General features: G+C 44.8%; 17 protein-coding genes and 1 tRNA gene. 1 reads left to right on the plus strand and 17 read right to left on the minus strand.

The features are described 5' to 3' along the window. Nucleotides 1-2: 2 nt before the first annotated feature. From BN8899_RS04740 to BN8899_RS04815, 16 genes are all read right to left on the minus strand, one after another. Nucleotides 3-320, minus strand: a complete 318-nt coding sequence (locus BN8899_RS04740; RefSeq protein WP_065218527.1) for a DUF3467 domain-containing protein — start codon at nt 318-320, stop codon at nt 3-5. A gap of 58 nt (nt 321-378) precedes the next feature. Further along, complete coding sequence (gene rpoC / locus BN8899_RS04745) at nt 379-4623, minus strand: DNA-directed RNA polymerase subunit beta' (protein ID WP_018339638.1); 4245 nt, start codon at nt 4621-4623, stop codon at nt 379-381. A 74-nt stretch (nt 4624-4697) separates the two neighbouring features. Next, nucleotides 4698-8510, minus strand: coding sequence for a DNA-directed RNA polymerase subunit beta (rpoB, locus tag BN8899_RS04750; RefSeq protein ID WP_065218528.1), 3813 nt, complete (start codon nt 8508-8510; stop codon nt 4698-4700). A gap of 93 nt (nt 8511-8603) precedes the next feature. Continuing rightward, nucleotides 8604-8981: a 50S ribosomal protein L7/L12 gene (rplL, locus tag BN8899_RS04755; protein WP_065218529.1), complete on the minus strand. Its 378-nt coding sequence runs from the start codon at nt 8979-8981 to the stop codon at nt 8604-8606. Between the two features lie 42 nt (nt 8982-9023). Next, nucleotides 9024-9542, minus strand: coding sequence for a 50S ribosomal protein L10 (rplJ, locus tag BN8899_RS04760; protein ID WP_065218530.1), 519 nt, complete (start codon nt 9540-9542; stop codon nt 9024-9026). A 29-nt stretch (nt 9543-9571) separates the two neighbouring features. Next, entirely contained in the window at nt 9572-10267 is a 696-nt protein-coding gene (rplA, locus tag BN8899_RS04765) for a 50S ribosomal protein L1 (protein ID WP_065218531.1), read from the minus strand. 24 nt (nt 10268-10291) lie between these two features. Next, on the minus strand, nt 10292-10729 hold the full coding sequence (gene rplK, locus BN8899_RS04770; protein WP_065218532.1) for a 50S ribosomal protein L11: 438 nt from the start codon (nt 10727-10729) through the stop codon (nt 10292-10294). 24 nt (nt 10730-10753) lie between these two features. Then, a complete protein-coding gene (gene nusG / locus BN8899_RS04775) occupies nt 10754-11302 on the minus strand; it encodes a transcription termination/antitermination protein NusG (RefSeq protein WP_065218533.1) in 549 nt (182 codons plus the stop codon). An 18-nt stretch (nt 11303-11320) separates the two neighbouring features. Beyond that, entirely contained in the window at nt 11321-11512 is a 192-nt protein-coding gene (gene secE, locus BN8899_RS04780; protein WP_065218534.1) for a preprotein translocase subunit SecE, read from the minus strand. Nucleotides 11513-11531: 19 nt separating this feature from the next. Beyond that, a tRNA-Trp gene (locus tag BN8899_RS04785) sits at nt 11532-11604 on the minus strand. A gap of 48 nt (nt 11605-11652) precedes the next feature. Further along, nucleotides 11653-12840, minus strand: coding sequence for an elongation factor Tu (gene tuf / locus BN8899_RS04790; RefSeq protein WP_065218535.1), 1188 nt, complete (start codon nt 12838-12840; stop codon nt 11653-11655). 172 nt (nt 12841-13012) lie between these two features. Beyond that, nucleotides 13013-13309, minus strand: a complete 297-nt coding sequence (gene hpf / locus BN8899_RS04795; protein WP_065218536.1) for a ribosome hibernation-promoting factor, HPF/YfiA family — start codon at nt 13307-13309, stop codon at nt 13013-13015. A gap of 18 nt (nt 13310-13327) precedes the next feature. Beyond that, entirely contained in the window at nt 13328-14239 is a 912-nt protein-coding gene (locus tag BN8899_RS04800) for a tyrosine-type recombinase/integrase (protein ID WP_065218739.1), read from the minus strand. Between the two features lie 67 nt (nt 14240-14306). Beyond that, nucleotides 14307-14498, minus strand: coding sequence for a 30S ribosomal protein S21 (gene rpsU, locus BN8899_RS04805; protein WP_065218537.1), 192 nt, complete (start codon nt 14496-14498; stop codon nt 14307-14309). 247 nt (nt 14499-14745) lie between these two features. Then, nucleotides 14746-15021 (minus strand): tetratricopeptide repeat protein, encoded by a 276-nt coding sequence (locus tag BN8899_RS04810; protein ID WP_065218538.1) that lies wholly within the window; start codon nt 15019-15021, stop codon nt 14746-14748. Between the two features lie 75 nt (nt 15022-15096). After that, a complete protein-coding gene (locus BN8899_RS04815) occupies nt 15097-15780 on the minus strand; it encodes a hypothetical protein (protein WP_065218539.1) in 684 nt (227 codons plus the stop codon). Nucleotides 15781-16039: 259 nt separating this feature from the next. Between BN8899_RS04815 and BN8899_RS04820 the strand changes: the two genes are divergently transcribed. Beyond that, nucleotides 16040-16693, plus strand: a complete 654-nt coding sequence (locus tag BN8899_RS04820) for a hypothetical protein (protein ID WP_231932262.1) — start codon at nt 16040-16042, stop codon at nt 16691-16693. Here BN8899_RS04820 and BN8899_RS04825 read toward each other — a convergent pair. Then, nucleotides 16655-18355: a M23 family metallopeptidase gene (locus tag BN8899_RS04825; RefSeq protein WP_082986908.1), complete on the minus strand. Its 1701-nt coding sequence runs from the start codon at nt 18353-18355 to the stop codon at nt 16655-16657. The genes BN8899_RS04820 and BN8899_RS04825 overlap by 39 nt on opposite strands. Nucleotides 18356-18365: the final 10 nt, after the last annotated feature.

An 18365-nucleotide genomic window follows, 5' to 3' on the forward strand; every position in this document is an offset into this window, starting at 1 on the left:
TACTAAGCCTGTCCTTGTGGTCCCATATCCAGCGGGAACATTGGTGCGCCGGGAGCACCACCTTCCGGCAGATTAATCTTCCCGTTATTTATTTCAAATTTACGGATATTATCCTGCAAAGCCAACATCAAACGTTTTGCGTGTTCCGGAGTCAAAATAATACGACTTTTCACGTCCGCTTTGGGCACTCCGGGCATGATACGAATAAAATCAACAATAAACTCGGACGTAGAATGAGAAATGATAGCCAGATTAGCATAAGTACCTTGCGCGACCTCGTGACTAAGCTCGATATCAAGTTGTTGTTTCTTTTCTTCCATAATATTAGATTATAGTTATAAAACAATAGAGGCACCTTTCGGCGCCTCTATCTTATTTTTATTTTTCAAGTCTCTCGAGGTCAGACTTAGAACCTACGATCATACTTCTAAATTCTTTCATACCCGTACCAACCGGAATCAAGTGACCGCAAATCACGTTCTCCTTCAATCCTTCCAACGGATCGACTTTACCATAAATTGCTGCTTCATTCAATACCTTCGTGGTTTCCTGGAATGATGCTGCAGAAATAAAGCTTGACGTCTGCAATGCCGCACGGGTAATACCTTGTAATACCTGAGCAGAAGTTGCAGGTACCGCATCTCTGGCTTCAATCACCTTCAAGTCACGACGTTTCAATTGTGAATTGATATCCCGCAACATACGTACAGAGATAATCTGTCCCGGTTTCACCCGATCCGAATCTCCGGCTTCAAGTACAACTTTCTTACCGTAGATAGAATCGTTCTCTTCCATAAATTCACTCTTGTCAACAACTTGATTCTCCAAGAATCTCGTGTCGCCGGCATCCTGAATCAATACCTTACGCATCATCTGGTGTACGATAATCTCGAAATGCTTATCATTGATCTTCACACCCTGCATACGATATACATCCTGTACCTCGTTCACGATATATTCTTGTACTTTAATCGGACCTTCGATATTCAAGATATCAATCGGGGTAATCGCACCGTCAGACAGCGGGGTTCCGGCACGCACGTAGTCATTCTCCTGAACCAATATCTGTTTTGACAGAGATACCAAGTACTTCTTCACCTCCCCGGCTTTAGAAGTCACGATAATCTCGCGGTTACCGCGTTTGATCTTACCGTAAGTAACCTCTCCATCAATTTCAGATACGACTGCAGGATTCGACGGGTTACGAGCCTCGAACAACTCGGTAACTCGAGGAAGACCTCCCGTGATATCGCCTGCTTTACCAACAGCCCTCGGAATCTTAGCGATTGTACTACCTGCCGTTACTTCAGCACCTTCTTTTACAACGATATGAGCGCCTACCGGTAAGTTGTAGCTCTTGATCGTGTTGCCTTCCTTATCATTGATACGAAGGGCAGGAGCTTTCATCTTATCACGGAACTCAATGATAATCATTTCTCTAAATCCGGTCGTTTCGTCAGATTCTTCCTTGTAGGTTTCACCTTCAATCAAGTTCTCCAACCCGATCGTTCCGGCAAATTCGGTAATGATCAAAGCATTGAACGGGTCCCATTCGCAAAGCAATTCCCCTTTATCGATTTCCTGTCCATCCTTCACGAACAATTTTGCTCCATAAGGAATAGCATGGGAAATCAATATAATATTTGTATTTTTATCCAGAATACGCAATTCCGTCAAACGTCCTACAACAACATCACACGTAGTGCCGTTATCCAGAACGTGTTCAACAGAACGCAACTCTTCAAATTCAACGTAACCATCGTACTTCGCTTTCAAAGAGTTCTCGCTGGAAATATTTCCAGCGGTACCTCCCACGTGGAAGGTTCTCAATGTCAACTGTGTACCCGGCTCTCCGATAGACTGTGCGGCAATAACCCCGACAGCTTCTCCCTTCTCAACCATACGGCTCGTTGCCAAGTTACGCCCATAACATTTAGCACATACACCTTTCTTCGCCTCACAAGTCAACACGGAACGAACTTCCACCCGCTCGATCGGAGATTTCTCGATAATATCTGCAATAACTTCCGTAATTTCATCACCTGAAGCCACGATCAACTCGCCGGTATTCGGATGGTAAATATCATGTACGGAAACACGTCCCAATATTCTTTCAGACAAAGAAGATACAATTTCTTCGTTATTCTTGATAGCCGAAATTGTGATACCCCTCAATGTACCGCAATCTTCCTCGGTAATCGTGATATCATTCGCCACGTCAACCAAACGACGAGTCAAGTATCCCGCGTCTGCTGTCTTCAATGCCGTATCCGCCAAACCTTTACGAGCACCGTGGGTTGAAATAAAGTACTCCAACACCGAAAGTCCCTCTTTAAAGTTTGCCAAAATCGGGTTCTCGATAATCTGAGCACCGGCAGCTCCTGATTTCTGCGGTTTTGCCATCAATCCACGCATACCGCCTAACTGACGAATTTGCTCACGAGATCCACGGGCTCCGGAATCCAACATCATGTAAATGGAATTGAATCCTTGGTCGTCTGCCGCCAACTGCTTCATCAAAGTAGAAGTCAAATTAGCGTTAACGTGCGTCCAGATATCAATAATCTGGTTATATCTTTCATTATTGGTGATGAATCCCATGTTATAGTTAGCCATCACCTCTTCTACTTGGTCATATCCCTCCTGCAACAAGTCTTGCTTGTTCTCGGGAACGATAACGTCACCCAAGTTGAATGACAATCCACCTTCGAACGCTTTACGATACCCCAAGTCTTTGATATCATCCAAGAACTTAGCAGTCACGTCCACACCGCAACGTTTGAACACGTCACCGATAATGTCACGCAAAGCTTTCTTCGTGATTAAAGTATTAATATACGGATAATTCTTCGGGGTAAACTGATTCAAAATCACACGACCGACAGTAGTCTTAATCATGTGTTTTATCGCATTACCATCCTTATCGACATCATCAATTTTTACTTCAATCTCGGCATGTAAATCCACAGCCCGTTCATTGAAAGCAATAATAACTTCCTCCGGGGCATAGAACTTCAAGCCTTCACCCTTCACGCCTTTCCTTGGTTTCGTGATATAGTACAAACCGAGTACCATATCTTGAGAAGGCACCGTGATAGGCGCACCGTTAGCAGGGTTCAAAATATTATGAGAACACAACATCAAAATCTGTGCTTCCAACACAGCCTCATTACCCAACGGCAAATGCACTGCCATCTGGTCACCATCGAAGTCGGCGTTGAATCCGGTACAAGCCAAAGGATGCAAACGAATAGCCTTACCCTCAATCAATTTCGGTTGGAATGCTTGAATACCCAAACGGTGCAGGGTCGGTGCACGGTTCAATAAAACCGGATGACCTTTCAACACGTTTTCCAAAATATCCCAAACGATCGGGTCACGACGATCCACGATCTTCTTTGCACTCTTCACCGTCTTCACGATACCACGCTCGATCAACTTACGGATGATGAACGGCATATACAACTCGGCAGCCATATCCTTCGGAAGACCACATTCGTGCATCTTCAAATCTGGACCAACGACAATTACCGAACGTGCGGAATAGTCAACACGCTTACCCAACAAGTTCTGACGGAAACGTCCTTGTTTACCTTTCAAACTGTCGGACAAAGATTTCAACGGTCTGTTGTTTTCAATCTTAACTGCATTGGACTTACGAGAGTTATCGAACAATGAATCCACGGCTTCCTGCAACATACGTTTTTCATTACGTAAGATCACATCCGGAGCCTTGATCTCGATCAATCTCTTCAAACGATTGTTACGGATAATTACCCTTCTATACAAATCGTTCAAATCGGAAGTCGCAAAACGGCCACCATCCAACGGAACCAACGGACGCAATTCAGGTGGTATCACAGACAACACCTTCACGATCATCCATTCCGGTTTATTAATTTCTTTGCTCTCACGAAAAGCCTCCACTACCTGCAAACGCTTCAATGCTTCATTCTTTCTCTGTTGAGAAGTCTCCGTGTTCGCCTTATTTCTCAAGTCATAGGACAAATCATCCAGGTCCAGACGCTCCAATAGCATAGAGATCGCCTCGGCACCCATCTTAGCGATGAATTTATTTGGATCATCATCATCCAAGTATTGATTATCCGTCGGAAGTTTATCCAAAATATCCAGATACTCTTCCTCCGTCAAGAAGTCCATTGTCTTAATACCGGTATCACCCATGATACCCGGGTTAACCACCACGTATCTCTCGTAGTAGATCACGGTATCCAATTTCTTGGAAGGCAAACCCAACAAGTAACCGATCTTATTCGGCAATGATTTGAAATACCAGATATGAGCTACCGGAACAACCAACTGGATATGCCCCATACGCTCACGTCTTACCTTCTTCTCCGTCACCTCGACACCACAACGGTCGCAAACGATCCCTTTATAACGGATACGCTTGTACTTACCGCAATGACATTCGTAATCCTTCACCGGCCCGAAAATACGCTCGCAGAACAAACCGTCACGTTCAGGTTTGTAAGTACGATAGTTTATCGTTTCCGGTTTTAGTACAGCGCCACTAGACCGTTCCAGAATCTCTTCCGGAGAAGCTAGTCCAATCGCTATTTTAGTAAAAGTCTTTACTTTATTGTCTTTTCTGAAGGCCATATTTATGATTTTAGATTTCAGATTTTAGATTTACGATTGCATAGAATCATAAATCTAAAATCATAAATCAACAATTATATTAAATTTACGCTCAATCCTAACCCGCGAAGTTCATGCAACAACACGTTGAAAGACTCCGGAATTCCGGGATTCGGCAGAGGTTCACCTTTCACGATATGTTCGTAAGTCTTCGTTCTTCCCATTACGTCATCCGACTTCACGGTCAAGATTTCCTGAAGGATATGCGAAGCACCGAAAGCCTCAAGTGCCCAAACCTCCATCTCTCCGAAACGCTGACCTCCGAATTGAGCTTTACCTCCAAGAGGTTGCTGGGTAATCAACGAGTACGGACCGATAGAACGAGCATGCATCTTATCGTCAACCATGTGTCCCAACTTCAACATATAGATCACACCCACGGTTGCCGGCTGGTCGAAACGCTCTCCCGTTCCTCCGTCGTACAAGTACGTGGTACCGAATCTAGGCACACCTGCTTCATCCGTGTATTTATTGATATCATCAAGTGTAGCACCATCGAAAATCGGGGTAGCGAATTTCACACCCAAGTTCTTGCCAGCCCAACCCAAAACGGTTTCAAATACCTGTCCCAAGTTCATACGGGAAGGTACACCTAGCGGGTTCAAACAAATATCAACCGGTGTTCCGTCAGACAAGAATGGCATGTCTTCCACTCTTACCACGCGAGAAACGATACCCTTGTTACCGTGCCGTCCTGCCATCTTATCACCGATTTGCAACTTACGTTTCTTAGCCACGTAAACTTTTGCCATCTTAATGATACCCGTGGGAAGTTCATCCCCGACAGTTGCGTTATATTTCTTACGTTTAATCTGTCCCTCGATCTCTTTATACTTGATGATATAGTTATGCAACAAGTCACGGATCATATCATTCTTCTGCTTGTCAGTCGTCCACTTGTTCGGGTTGATCTGCAAGAAATCCATATTCTGAAGCATCTTGTAAGAGAATTTCACTCCCTTCGGAACAATATCCTCGTTCAAGTAATTCTTCACTCCCTGTGAAGTCTTACCATTCACAAGCTCGAATAACTTATCGATCAACAAAGAAGTAAGATCACCGACTTTACGTTGGAACTGCTCGTCTAACTCAGCTAACAGATTCTTTCCGGCAGCCTTCGTCTTACGGTCACTGATCGTGCGTTGGAATAACTTTTTGTCAATAATCACACCCTTCAAAGACGGAGAAGCCTTCAAAGAAGCATCCTTCACGTCACCCGCTTTATCCCCGAAAATCGCTCTCAACAACTTTTCTTCCGGACTCGGGTCAGATTCACCCTTCGGGGTAATCTTACCAATCAAAATATCTCCCGGCAGAACACGGGCTCCAACACGAATGATTCCGTTTTCATCCAAATCCTTCGTGGCTTCCTCGCTCACGTTCGGGATATCAGCCGTCAACTCCTCAAGACCACGTTTGGTTTCACGAACCTCCAAAGAGTATTCGTCCACGTGAACAGAAGTGAACACATCATTCCGAACAATATTCTCGGAGATCACGATAGCATCCTCATAGTTATATCCTTTCCAGGGCATGAATGCCACCTTCAAGTTACGACCAAGTGCCAGCTCCCCTTTCTGAGAAGAATAACCTTCCGTTAATATCTGTCCTTCCTCCACCCGCTGACCTTTTCTCACGATCGGTTTCAGCGTGATCGTCGTACTTTGGTTGGTACGCTGATATTTGGGCAAATAATATTCTTTCGTGTCAGGCTCGAAACTTACAAAAGCCTCTTCTTCCGTACGGTCATATTTAATCACGATCTTACGTCCGTCCACGAAAGCAACAACTCCAGATCCCTCCGCCACGATTTGTGTTCTGGAATCCTTGATCAGGTTACCCTCCAATCCGGTACCCACGATCGGAGATTCCGGAGAAATGATCGGAACAGCCTGACGCATCATGTTAGATCCCATCAACGCACGGTTCGCATCATCATGCTCCAAGAACGGAATCAAAGAAGCAGCGATAGAGGCTATCTGGTTCGGCGCAACGTCAATCAAATCAACGTCCTCACCTGCAGCCAACGGGAAATCGGCATCCTTTCTGGCCTTTACCCATTTGTCAGTGAACTTCCCGTTTTCATCAATCGGCGAACTTGCCTGAGCGATTACCAACTCTTCTTCCTCCTCGGCAGAATAATATCTCACACCTTCCTCGGACAAATCAACCACCCCGTTGTTCACCTTACGGTAAGGGGTTTCGATAAACCCGAGATCATTGATCTTTGCGTACACGCAAAGAGAGGAAATCAAACCGATATTCGGACCTTCCGGCGTCTCGATCGGACACAAACGACCATAGTGCGTGTAATGTACGTCACGAACCTCGAAACCTGCACGATCTCTGGAAAGACCTCCAGGTCCAAGAGCGGACATACGTCTTTTGTGAGTTATCTCGGCTAACGGATTGGTTTGATCCATGAACTGGGATAACGCATTCGTTCCAAAGAACGAATTGATTACTGAAGACAAAATCTTCGAATTAATCAAGTCAACCGGGGTGAACACCTCGTTATCGCGCACGTTCATTCTTTCACGAATCGTACGAGCCATACGAGCCAATCCAACTCCGAATTGATTATATAATTGTTCGCCAACAGTACGAACGCGACGATTGCTCAAGTGGTCAATATCGTCCACATCCGTCTTGGCATTTAACAAACGAATTAAATACTTGATGATCTCGATGATATCCTCTTTCGTCAAAATCCGGATATCCGGGTCTGTCGTAAGATTCAATTTCTTGTTCAACTTGTAACGTCCCACGTCACCCAAATCGTAACGTTTGTCCGAGAAGAACAATTTATCGATCACATCACGTGCGGTTGCCTCATCTGGCGGCTCCGAACTACGCAATTGCCTGTAGATATGCAATACGGCTTCTTTCTCTGAGTTACAGGGATCTTTTTGCAGCGTGTTGTATATAATAGCATAATCTGCCAGGTTTTGCATTTCCTTGTGAAGAAGAATCGTCTTCGCTCCGGATTCGACAATCGCATCAATATGCTCAGGCTCCAGTACCGTTTCACGATCAACGATAATCTCGTTACGCTCGATAGAAACGACTTCACCGGTATCTTCATCAACGAAATCTTCAATCCAAGATTTCAAAACACGAGCAGCCAAACGTCTGCCAACGACTTTCTTCAACCCTGTACGGGAAACATTCACTTCATCTGCAAGACCGAATATTTCAAGAATATCCTTATCCGTTTCAAACCCAATCGCTCTCAAAAGAGTCGTCACGGGCAATTTTTTCTTCCGGTCAATATACGCATACATCACGTTATTGATGTCCGTGGCGAACTCGATCCAGGACCCCTTGAACGGAATAATTCTCGCGGAATAAAGCTTCGTACCATTCGCGTGGATACTCTGCCCGAAGAAAACACCGGGAGATCTATGTAACTGAGAAACTACCACTCGCTCTGCCCCATTGATCACGAAAGTACCTTTCGGGGTCATGTAAGGAACATTTCCTAAATATACATCCTCAATAACGGTATCAAAATCTTCATGTTCCGGATCCGTACAATACAACTTCAACTTTGCTTTCAAGGGTGCCCCGTAAGTCAACCCCTGACCCAAGCACTCCTCGATCGTGTAACGAGGGGGATCTATAAAATAGTCCAAAAATTCTAAAACAAAGTTGTTCCGTGTATCAGTTATAGGAAAATTTTCCTTGAAAACCGTGTAAAGGCCTTCATTCTTTCTGTTCTCAGGCGTGGTACCTAATTGAAAAAAGTCCTTGAAAGACTTCAACTGCACCTCAAGAAAATCAGGGTATTCCAACTGATTTTTTATCGATGCAAAGCTTATTCTATTGTTTGAATTATATGAAGACATCTATTATTTTTTTTGAACCTAAACAATCATAACAACAAAATGGTTTAGAGTCTACACGAGACTCTAAACCTGAAAACCATCCGGTTTTATACTTTATTTAAGTTCAACTTCAGCTCCTGCTTCTTCTAATTGAGTTTTCAATGAGTTAGCTTCTTCTTTAGAAACTTTTTCTTTCAATGGAGCCGGAGCCTTGTCAACTATTTCTTTAGCTTCTTTCAAACCAAGACCAGTCAATTCTTTAACCAACTTAACAACGGCTAATTTAGCTGCACCAGCTGATTTCAAAATAACATCGAATTCAGTTTGTTCAGCCTCAGCGGCAGCAGCACCACCAGCTGCAGGAGCAGCTACAGCTACAGCAGCAGCTGCAGGTTCAATTCCGTACTCTTCTTTTAAAATGTCAGCTAATTCTTTTACGTCTTTTACGGTAAGGTTTACTAGCTCTTCTGCAAGTTTTTTCAAATCTGCCATTTCTATTCTATTTAAAATTGTTTGTTTACTAAACTATAAAAATTATTCTTTTTCAGAAAGTGTTTTAACAACACCAGCGATCGTATTTTGTCCGGATTGCAATGCGGAAATAACATTCTGCATCGGTGATTGCAACATAGCAATGATGTCTGCAATCAACTCCTCCTTAGACTTGATACTGATCAACGACTCGAGTTGGTCTTCGCCAACGTAAGCACATTCCTCAACGAAAGCAGCCTTGAAGACAGGTTTATCTTTCTTTTGACGAAATTCTTTAATCAGTTTCGCAGGAACATTTCCGGTATCACATAACATGATCGCGCTATCGCCTTTCAACACGGAGAAAATCTCCTCATAATTGTTGCCAGCGTTTTCCAAAGCCTTTCTCAACAAAGTGTTCTTTACCTGCACTAATTTGATGTTGGCATCAAAACAAGCCCGACGCAAAGCTTGCGTGTCCACAGCGTCAAGACCGGCAATGTCACAAACATACAAGTGCTTGTAAGAATCCACTTGTTTTGTCAAGGTTTCTATAACGACTTTTTTATCTTCTTTTTTCATACTACTGAAGTCCTTTTTAGATTACTACATTAATCAAGTAAAGTCTTTAATTCTACTTGAATACCGGGACTCATCGTACTTGACAGGTATACGCTCTTGATGTAAGTACCCTTCGCGGACGTCGGTTTCAGTTTATTGATCACGTTCAAGAATTCTCTAGCGTTCTCCATAATCTTATTCGGCTCGAATGTTACTTTACCAATAGAAGCGTGAATAATACCGAATTTGTCAACCTTAAAGTCGATTTTACCAGCTTTAACCTCTGTTACAGCTTTCCCGATTTCCGGGGTTACCGTACCACTCTTCGGATTAGGCATCAATCCACGAGGACCCAAAATTCTACCTAGAGCTCCTACTTTACCCATTACAGAAGGCATCGTGATGATAATATCGATGTCGGTCCAACCGCCTTTCAATTTCTCGATATAATCGTCCAAACCCACGTAATCGGCTCCGGCTGCTTTAGCTTCTTCTTCCTTGTCAGGAGTACACAAAACCAAAACTCTTACTTGTTTCCCGGTACCGTGAGGTAAAGTACATACACCGCGCACCATTTGATTGGCTTTACGCGGATCCACCCCTAGTCGAACGTCCATGTCAACTGACGCATCAAACTTCGTGAAAGTGATTTCTTTCACAAGCTGTGCGGCCTCGTCGATAGAATATACTTTTCCACCTTCGATCTTCGCTAAAGCTAACTTCTTATTTTTTGTCAGTTTACTCATTACGTTTGAAGTGTTACAAGTTCATTAAAAAGGTCTGTCACCGGTTACGGTTATACCCATACTTCTGGCGGTACCAGCTACCATACTCATTGCTTTTTCAATCTCGAAAGCGTTCAAATCTTTCATCTTGTCCGTAGCAATTGCTCTCACTTGATCCCAAGTGAGGGAAGCCACTTTCTTACGATTGGGCTCCGCGGATCCGGATTTGATTTTAGCAACTTCCAAAAGTTGAATAGCAACAGGAGGTTGTTTTGTAATAAAATCAAACGACTTATCACCATACACCTGTATAATTACCGGAATGATTTTTCCAGCCTGATCCTGAGTTCTAGCGTTAAATTGCTTGCAGAAGTCCATGATGTTGACTCCCTTAGAACCTAACGCCGGTCCTACTGGAGGAGACGGGTTCGCAGCTCCGGCTTTGATTTGTAGCTTGATAATAGCTTCAACTTGTTTTGCCATGATTGTTTTTAAATCAAATAATTGTTATTCTTTTTCTACCTGCATGAAACTCAATTCGAGTGGCGTTTTCCGCCCGAAGATCTTGACAATTACCTTCAAGCGCTTCTTGTCAGAATTCACCTCCTCTATCACACCGGTAAAACCATTAAACGGTCCGTCAGTCACTTTAACCGACTCGCCCACGAAATAAGGTATACTTATTTCTTCTGGTTGTTCCGCAAGTTCATCCACCGTACCGAGTATTCGGTTCACCTCTGCTTGACGCATCGGAACAGGATCTCCTCCTTTGGTTTCTCCCAGGAAGCCTATCACATTTGTGATGTCACGAAGAATGTGTGGGATTTCACCAACAAGTGCGACCTCTATCAATACATACCCCGGGTAAAGGTTTCGCTCACTGCTATACTTTTTCCCGTTGCGTACTTGATACACCTTCTCGGCAGGTACCAAAACTTGTGAAACGTATTCCTGAAGCCCTAAACTGGCGATTTCATTCTCGATGTACTCCTTTACCTTCTTCTCTTTACCTCCAATGGTCCGAAGCACATACCATTTCTTTTCTAGTTCAGCCATCTTAGATCTCCAAGATTATTAGTAAAACAAATTATATATACCGGTCACGATATGCCTGAACGAAAAATCCATCGCGAATATGCAAAGCGCTATGATGACGGAAGCTATCATCACGATCGTCGCACTACTCTGGAGCTCAGACCACGTAGGCCAACTTACTTTATTCACCAGTTCATTATAAACATCTGATATATAAGCCTTAACTTTCATTTGCTATTTAATTTAGTTGCACGGGAGGAGAGGTTCGAACTCCCGACCCTCGGTTTTGGAGACCGATGCTCTACCAACTGAGCCACTCCCGTGTGTGGGTCGACCGAAGCCGACCCTATTATTCTATATTATTCCCTGAATCATTCAAGAATTTCGGTAATCTGACCAGCACCTACGGTTCTACCACCTTCACGGATAGCGAAACGCAAACCTACGTTACAAGCTACCGGAGTAATCAAATTAACCTCGATAGTCAAGTTATCGCCAGGCATTACCATCTCACGTCCTTCCGGAAGTGTGATTTCACCGGTAACGTCCAAAGTACGGATATAGAACTGAGGTCTGTATCTGTTATGGAACGGAGTGTGACGACCACCTTCTTCTTTCTTCAAGATATAAACCTCAGCCTTGAAATGAGCGTGCGGTTTAACAGAACCCGGTTTTGCCAACACCATACCACGTTTGATTTCGTCTTTATCGATACCGCGAAGCAACAAACCTACGTTATCACCGGCTTGACCTTCGTCAAGGATCTTACGGAACATCTCAACTCCCGTACATACGGTTTTCTTACCGTCAGCTCCCAAACCGATAATTTCCAATTCATCACTCGTGTGAACAACTCCGGTTTCAATACGACCGGTAGCAACAGTACCACGACCGGTGATAGAGAACACGTCCTCAACAGGCATCAAGAATGGTTTGTCAACTGCACGTTGCGGCAATTCGATCCAATTGTCTACAGCATCCATTAACTCCATTACTTTATCTTCCCATTTTGCCTCTCCGTTCAATGCACCAAGAGCAGAACCCAAGATAATCGGAGTATTGTCACCATCATATTGATAGAAAGACAACAACTCGCGAACTTCCATCTCTACCAATTCCAACATTTCCGGGTCATCCACCATATCCACTTTGTTCAAGAACACCACGATTCTCGGAACATTTACCTGACGAGCCAAAAGAATGTGCTCACGCGTCTGAGGCATCGGACCATCGGTTGCGGCACAAACCAAGATTGCACCATCCATCTGGGCAGCACCAGTTACCATGTTCTTCACATAGTCGGCATGTCCCGGACAGTCAACGTGTGCGTAGTGACGGGTTGCTGTCTGGTATTCTACGTGAGAAGTATTAATGGTGATACCTCTTTCTTTTTCTTCCGGAGCGTTATCGATAGAATCGAATGAACGCAATTCAGAAAGACCTTTTTTTGCCAATACCGTAGTGATAGCAGCCGTCAAAGTCGTTTTACCGTGGTCTACGTGACCGATAGTACCAATATTTACGTGTGGTTTGGACCTGTCAAAATGTTCTTTAGCCATAACTCTAAAACAATTTTATTATTAAACAATTTATCACAATAACTCTATATTCATGCAAGTAACTCGCTAATTATCCAACACTTAATCAGACAAGTGCGAGAAAACCCATTTAATTTGGCTTGCAAATGTACAAATTAAAAATCATATCTCACAATAAATGAGATCATTTTTCTCAATTTTCTCTTTTTTCTTTCGCTCTTACCAACTGCCTCTTGAGCACATCATACAACTCATCAACGGTCTCCTCGAAAGTTTTCGCATTCTTTTTGGCAAAAACGTCTTGCCCTTTTATATCTACATGTACCTCGGTCAGTTTATTTTCCAGGTGGTCGTCCTTTTCCAATTTTAAGGTAACATCCACCCCCATAATACCGTCGTGATACTTTTCCAGTTTAGAAAACTTCTTGTTTATAAAATCCTCCAATACCGGATTTACTGAAAAACCTACAGGATTAATTCTAATTTCCATATCGTTTCCTCCTATAATTTATGCTCGCGGGTGAGCTTGTTTAAAAATTTTCAACATTTTCTCCACGGAATTATGAGTGTAAACCTGAGTGGCAGCCAAACTCGAGTGCCCCAGCAATTCCTTGATTCCCTGGATGGACGCCCCGCCATCCAACAGATGCGTGGCAAACGAATGCCTTAACACGTGCGGGCTTCGTTTCGACAAAGAAGTATGTTCGCTCAATGCGTTTACCACCAAACGGTAAACGAATTGCGGGTAAACCGGCTTCCCTTTATCTGTCACGAAGAAATACCCGTGCTCCCGTCCGACCACACGTTCCCGTCCCTCGAGATAACAAACAATGTCTTGTTCCAACTCTTTCAGGAGAGGTATCTCCCGTTGTTTCCCGCCTTTACCGCGTACACGTATACAGCGCCGCGACATATCGACATCCTCCAGCCGTAATCCAACAATTTCAGAACGCCTCATGCCCGTGTCGTAAGCCATCAACAAGATCAAGAAATCTCTTAATCCATGAAAACCTTCCTCCTTCTCGGCATCATTCAACGTGCTTTCCATATCCTGCTCGTTCACGAAAACAGGCAATTTTTTCGGCAATTTCGGACCGGAAATATCTTCCGCCGGATTTACCTCTATCACGCCTTCCTTTACCAAGAACCGGAAAAATGCCTTAACGCTGCTCAACTTACGCTTGCCCGAAGCGGGATGTAACCGTTGTTTTCCACCCCGGTTCCTCAAAGCGCCTCTCATTTCCGCCACGACCCACTCCCTCACGAGCTTGGTCGTCATCCGGGAAAAATCTTCATCATCTTCCTCCATTCCACAAAACGCATAGAACTGACGTAAATCCGTCTTGTAAGCAGTTACCGTGTGAACGGAATAACGCTTCACATTCTCCAAGTACTTCAAGAATAATTCAATTCGTGTCATTTCTATAAATATAAGGCGTAAGCAAGTTACGTCTTTTGTTTTGAAAAACAAAGGAAGAAGCCTTTTTTTATTCCTCTGCCTGTTGCAAAGATTGACGATAGGCAGCCTTCATGCGAGCCATTCTGTTTTTAACAGACGGTTTCGTGAAAGCCTGACGATCTCTCAGTTCTTTAATAACACCGGTCTTCTCGAATTTTCTCTTGAATTTCTTCAACGCTCTCTCAATATTTTCGCCTTCTTTTAATGGTACAATTATCATGATTTCTAATTTTTAAAAATGAATATTTTATATAATACAAAAAAAACGGCAACACGCTATTGTGCTGTACTAAAACCAAATATATGTATTCTTTTTAATCTCTCAAAAATAATTGACCACCCCCTTTCAAGCGGATTGAAGTTTATATTCAAAATTCAAAAAACTGGCTGCAAAGATATATCAATTAATTGAGATATAAAATCTTTGCAGCCTATTTTTTCTCCGAGAACGCGACAGGCACTCCACATCATGGATTCAGCAAATCCTTGCAATAATAATCAAGGATACCATTTATCATCTCCAAATACGCCTTTGCCTTTCTGTTTGCCGGGTTCAATCGCACCACCTCGTTCAAACAATTCAAGGCGCTTGTCGTGTCTCCTTTCGCGTAATACACGGCCCCCAATTCCAATAACACATCCTCGCGTTTTCCCTCGCCACATTCCATCATCCGCGAAAGCATCTTGGCAGCCTCTTCCCGCTGCCCGTTTTTAGCTAACCGTTTTGCCTCGTCTATACTCATTTTATATGTTATATATGTATCCAGGCACAAAGATAAGAATTTAAAAATTCACAATCAAACGCCCTCCTTTTTCTCTCACATTCCCCCGTGCAAGCACACCGAATCGGAAGCTCTCCTGCCGTTGGCATTCGTGGCGAAAACATAAACGACAAGCCGGTCAGGATCAACATCCTCCGGAATCCCCATGCTTTTCTCGAACGTTTCCCCCCGCGTTCCCAATTCCATGACACGGCAAACGCACTCCGGTTCAAACAAGAAAGCGCCATACACCTTATCGTCCAAGAAGCAATCCACCGACTCGAGAGAAGCCCCCCGGTGGGTAAAAACGATCTCCCGGTTCCCGGCATCCACGTTCACCCCGACAGACGGAACCGCCAACGCGCCCGCGGCAACGCGCAGTTTCCCGTAATCGATACAACCACGGAATTCCCGCGGCGCTTTCTTGCGCGGGCTCACCTCTTTTTCCGGGTTTATCGCCTCCACGGCCACCGCCCCCGGCACGTTCGCGCTCGTGAAACCGCGAAACCCCTTGGGATACCCGTCGCTCCCGGGGAAACCTACCCGGATCACGTTCATCATCCATCCTTTTCTCGCCACGACCGTGCCGAAAGCCACGGATCTACGCTTCTCCGATTCACCGCCGGACTTGCGCAGCAGGGCCGTCCCCTTGCAATAATTTTTCCCGTTAGCCCCCACGTAACCAATCACATTGCCATACCTTCCGCGTATCTGCCCGATAGAATTTACAAACTCCGCCATATTATTCTCGTTTAAAATTTCTCTCGCGAATATAAGAAAAATAGTTCCCGGGACAAGAAATATTCACGAGTTATTTTATTTGTAATTTCTTATGAATCACGCTCAAATAACGTCATGAACTTTATATGAACTCTATATGAACTTTATATGAACTCTATTTATAATAAGGTTCATAAAATATAACTATTGTATATTCAAAAAATAATTTATAACATTGCAACGAAATAAATAAGCTATTCATCAAAAAATCATACTTGTCATGGATAAAATCTCACCTCTTCTAGCTGCAATGCTCGCCCATGGTCCCGTGAAAGCCGACGGGTACACGTATTTCATGTACGGGAACACCCTCCGGAAATGCAAATCCAAACGGGGTCCCAAGAAAAACATCTCGGAAGGAGAAATGAATAACACGAGACGTTTCACGGAAGCGCGCAAGATGTGGCAGGTGTACAAACGGGCGATCGGCAATCTCGATATATGGAAAATCATGGCGAGGGAAACCGGGGTATCCAAGAGCGACGCACTCTTCCACACCATGAACGGGGGATGTTTCCGCCCGGGAGAGGGCGTATGGTCGTTTCAGACATTCCGGTTCTCCACCGGGACTCTCGAGGCTCCCTCCATCACGGGCGTCGGGCGAGAAGGCTGGAAAGTCACGCTTCACTGGACAAACGACGAAGAACGACCGAAAGCGAGCATGACGGACCGGGTATTCGTGGGCTACTTCTACGAGTCGGCACCCCGCTCCCCTCAACTGGCAAAGAATATCGATGCCCGCCGCGGCGACGGGGCTGTCACCATAGAAATCCCCGCCGCAGAACAACCGGAAGGCGTGCCCCTCCACCTGTACTTGTTCTTCGGGGACAAGGATCTAAAGCGTTTTTCCCCGAGCGGGTACGCCGGGATTTAGCACGTCGGTTTCAAACGTTGCGACATTTTTCACACCATCCACCACCTTTACCACGAGGTGGTTCTTGCCTTTCATGAAAACCGGTTCGTTCAAACTTCCCTCGAGCCGCCGGTTTTTCGCGTCATAACTGAACAGGCACCATTTGCCATTTACCTCCACCCGGTAAGAAGCGATCCCCGACAAATCATCAAAAATACGGAACTGCACCTTCCGTCCGCTCACTCCCGTGTATAATATGATCGGGGCAACAGTATCCTGCCGAATCGCATATTCACCCAACACCCGGGGTGATGCTTCCAGTCCCCCGGCACTCCAGGTCGTGCCCAAGGGTGAAAAACGTCCCTTTGCTTCCAACAAGCAAATCACCGATTTATCCGGGAAACTTCCTTGCACGACTAATTTCCCGTTCTTTAACAAAGGCTGGATCCGCTCCGTCAAGGAAAAGACCTCGATCGTCTCCGTGCTATCCTTTTCTTTCCGGTAAACACGAGGCGCGCAAACGACAGGATAAGGCAAAGCCCCGGATTCCAGCATCAAAGAATACTTCCCCGCTTGCAAAACACCCCCTCGCTCGCCCGTCAGAACCTTAGCGCCCTCGGGTATCTTTACTCCCGCCCCCGCTTGCTTCCCGACGAGTTGAAGCGATACCCGGGAACAATTTCCATTTATATCCCGCAACTCGACGGTAACATCCACCACACTATCCTTTTGCACCTCGATAAAACCTCCTTGACGATTATTCACGCCGGGCAATCGCGTCTGGCAATCCCCGAAAGCCAAGTAAACATACCTTCCCGCCCTGTACTGGTGAAAATCTTTTATGGTATTTACCCAAGGCGATTGGCTAAAAGACAAGCGATCCAGTTTCATTTCAAAAACATTCTCCCTGCCGGCAATCACCTTCATCTCATACACGCCAAGCTTATTCCACGAGTCTTTCATGTAATCGTCCGCTTGCACACCGACACCGACCCTTCCCTCGGGCACACTTATTCTCCCCCCTTGATACATCCGTTTCCCGAGATTCTTCACTTCAACCCGACGGGGAGCATTCCCCACGCCTTCCGGCGAAAACGTGTAGATATAGACTCCTCGCACGTTAGGTCCCGTTTCATCCGTCACGGAAAGAAAATTTAAAGGATTCAACGCTTGCTCGCTCTCGGTTTCGCGTACCTCGAAATGCAAATGCGGTCCTCCCGAGGAACCGGTATTACCGCTATACGCGATCGTATCTCCCGCCCGGAAGAACAAGCGTCGCTCCAACAGATTCTCGTCAATCTCGAATGACTCTTTATTATATTGTATCTCCCGCACAACTTTTGCCACCCGGGGCACAAACCGATTCAAATGCCCATACACGGTAGTAAACCCACCCTCATGTTCGATATATAAAGCATTCCCGTATCCCACAGGGGAAACCCGAACCCGGGCAACAACCCCGTCTTTCACGCAAATCACGGGCATTCCTTCCCGTCCCCCGGTTTTAAAATCAAGCCCGGAATGCAGGTGAGTAGCCCGCAATTCTCCAAAATTTCCACTTAAAAGCAAGGTGCCGCACAAGGGGGGCAACAGTCGTTCCGATTGTGCACAAATAGTTGATGATAAAACAGGTAGCATGATTACTACTAACAGTATCTCTCTCCACAATTTTTTCCTTGTCATAAAAAAAACA

It is taken from the genome of Butyricimonas sp. Marseille-P2440, from assembly GCF_900091675.1.
Lineage (GTDB): Bacteria > Bacteroidota > Bacteroidia > Bacteroidales > Marinifilaceae > Butyricimonas > Butyricimonas synergistica.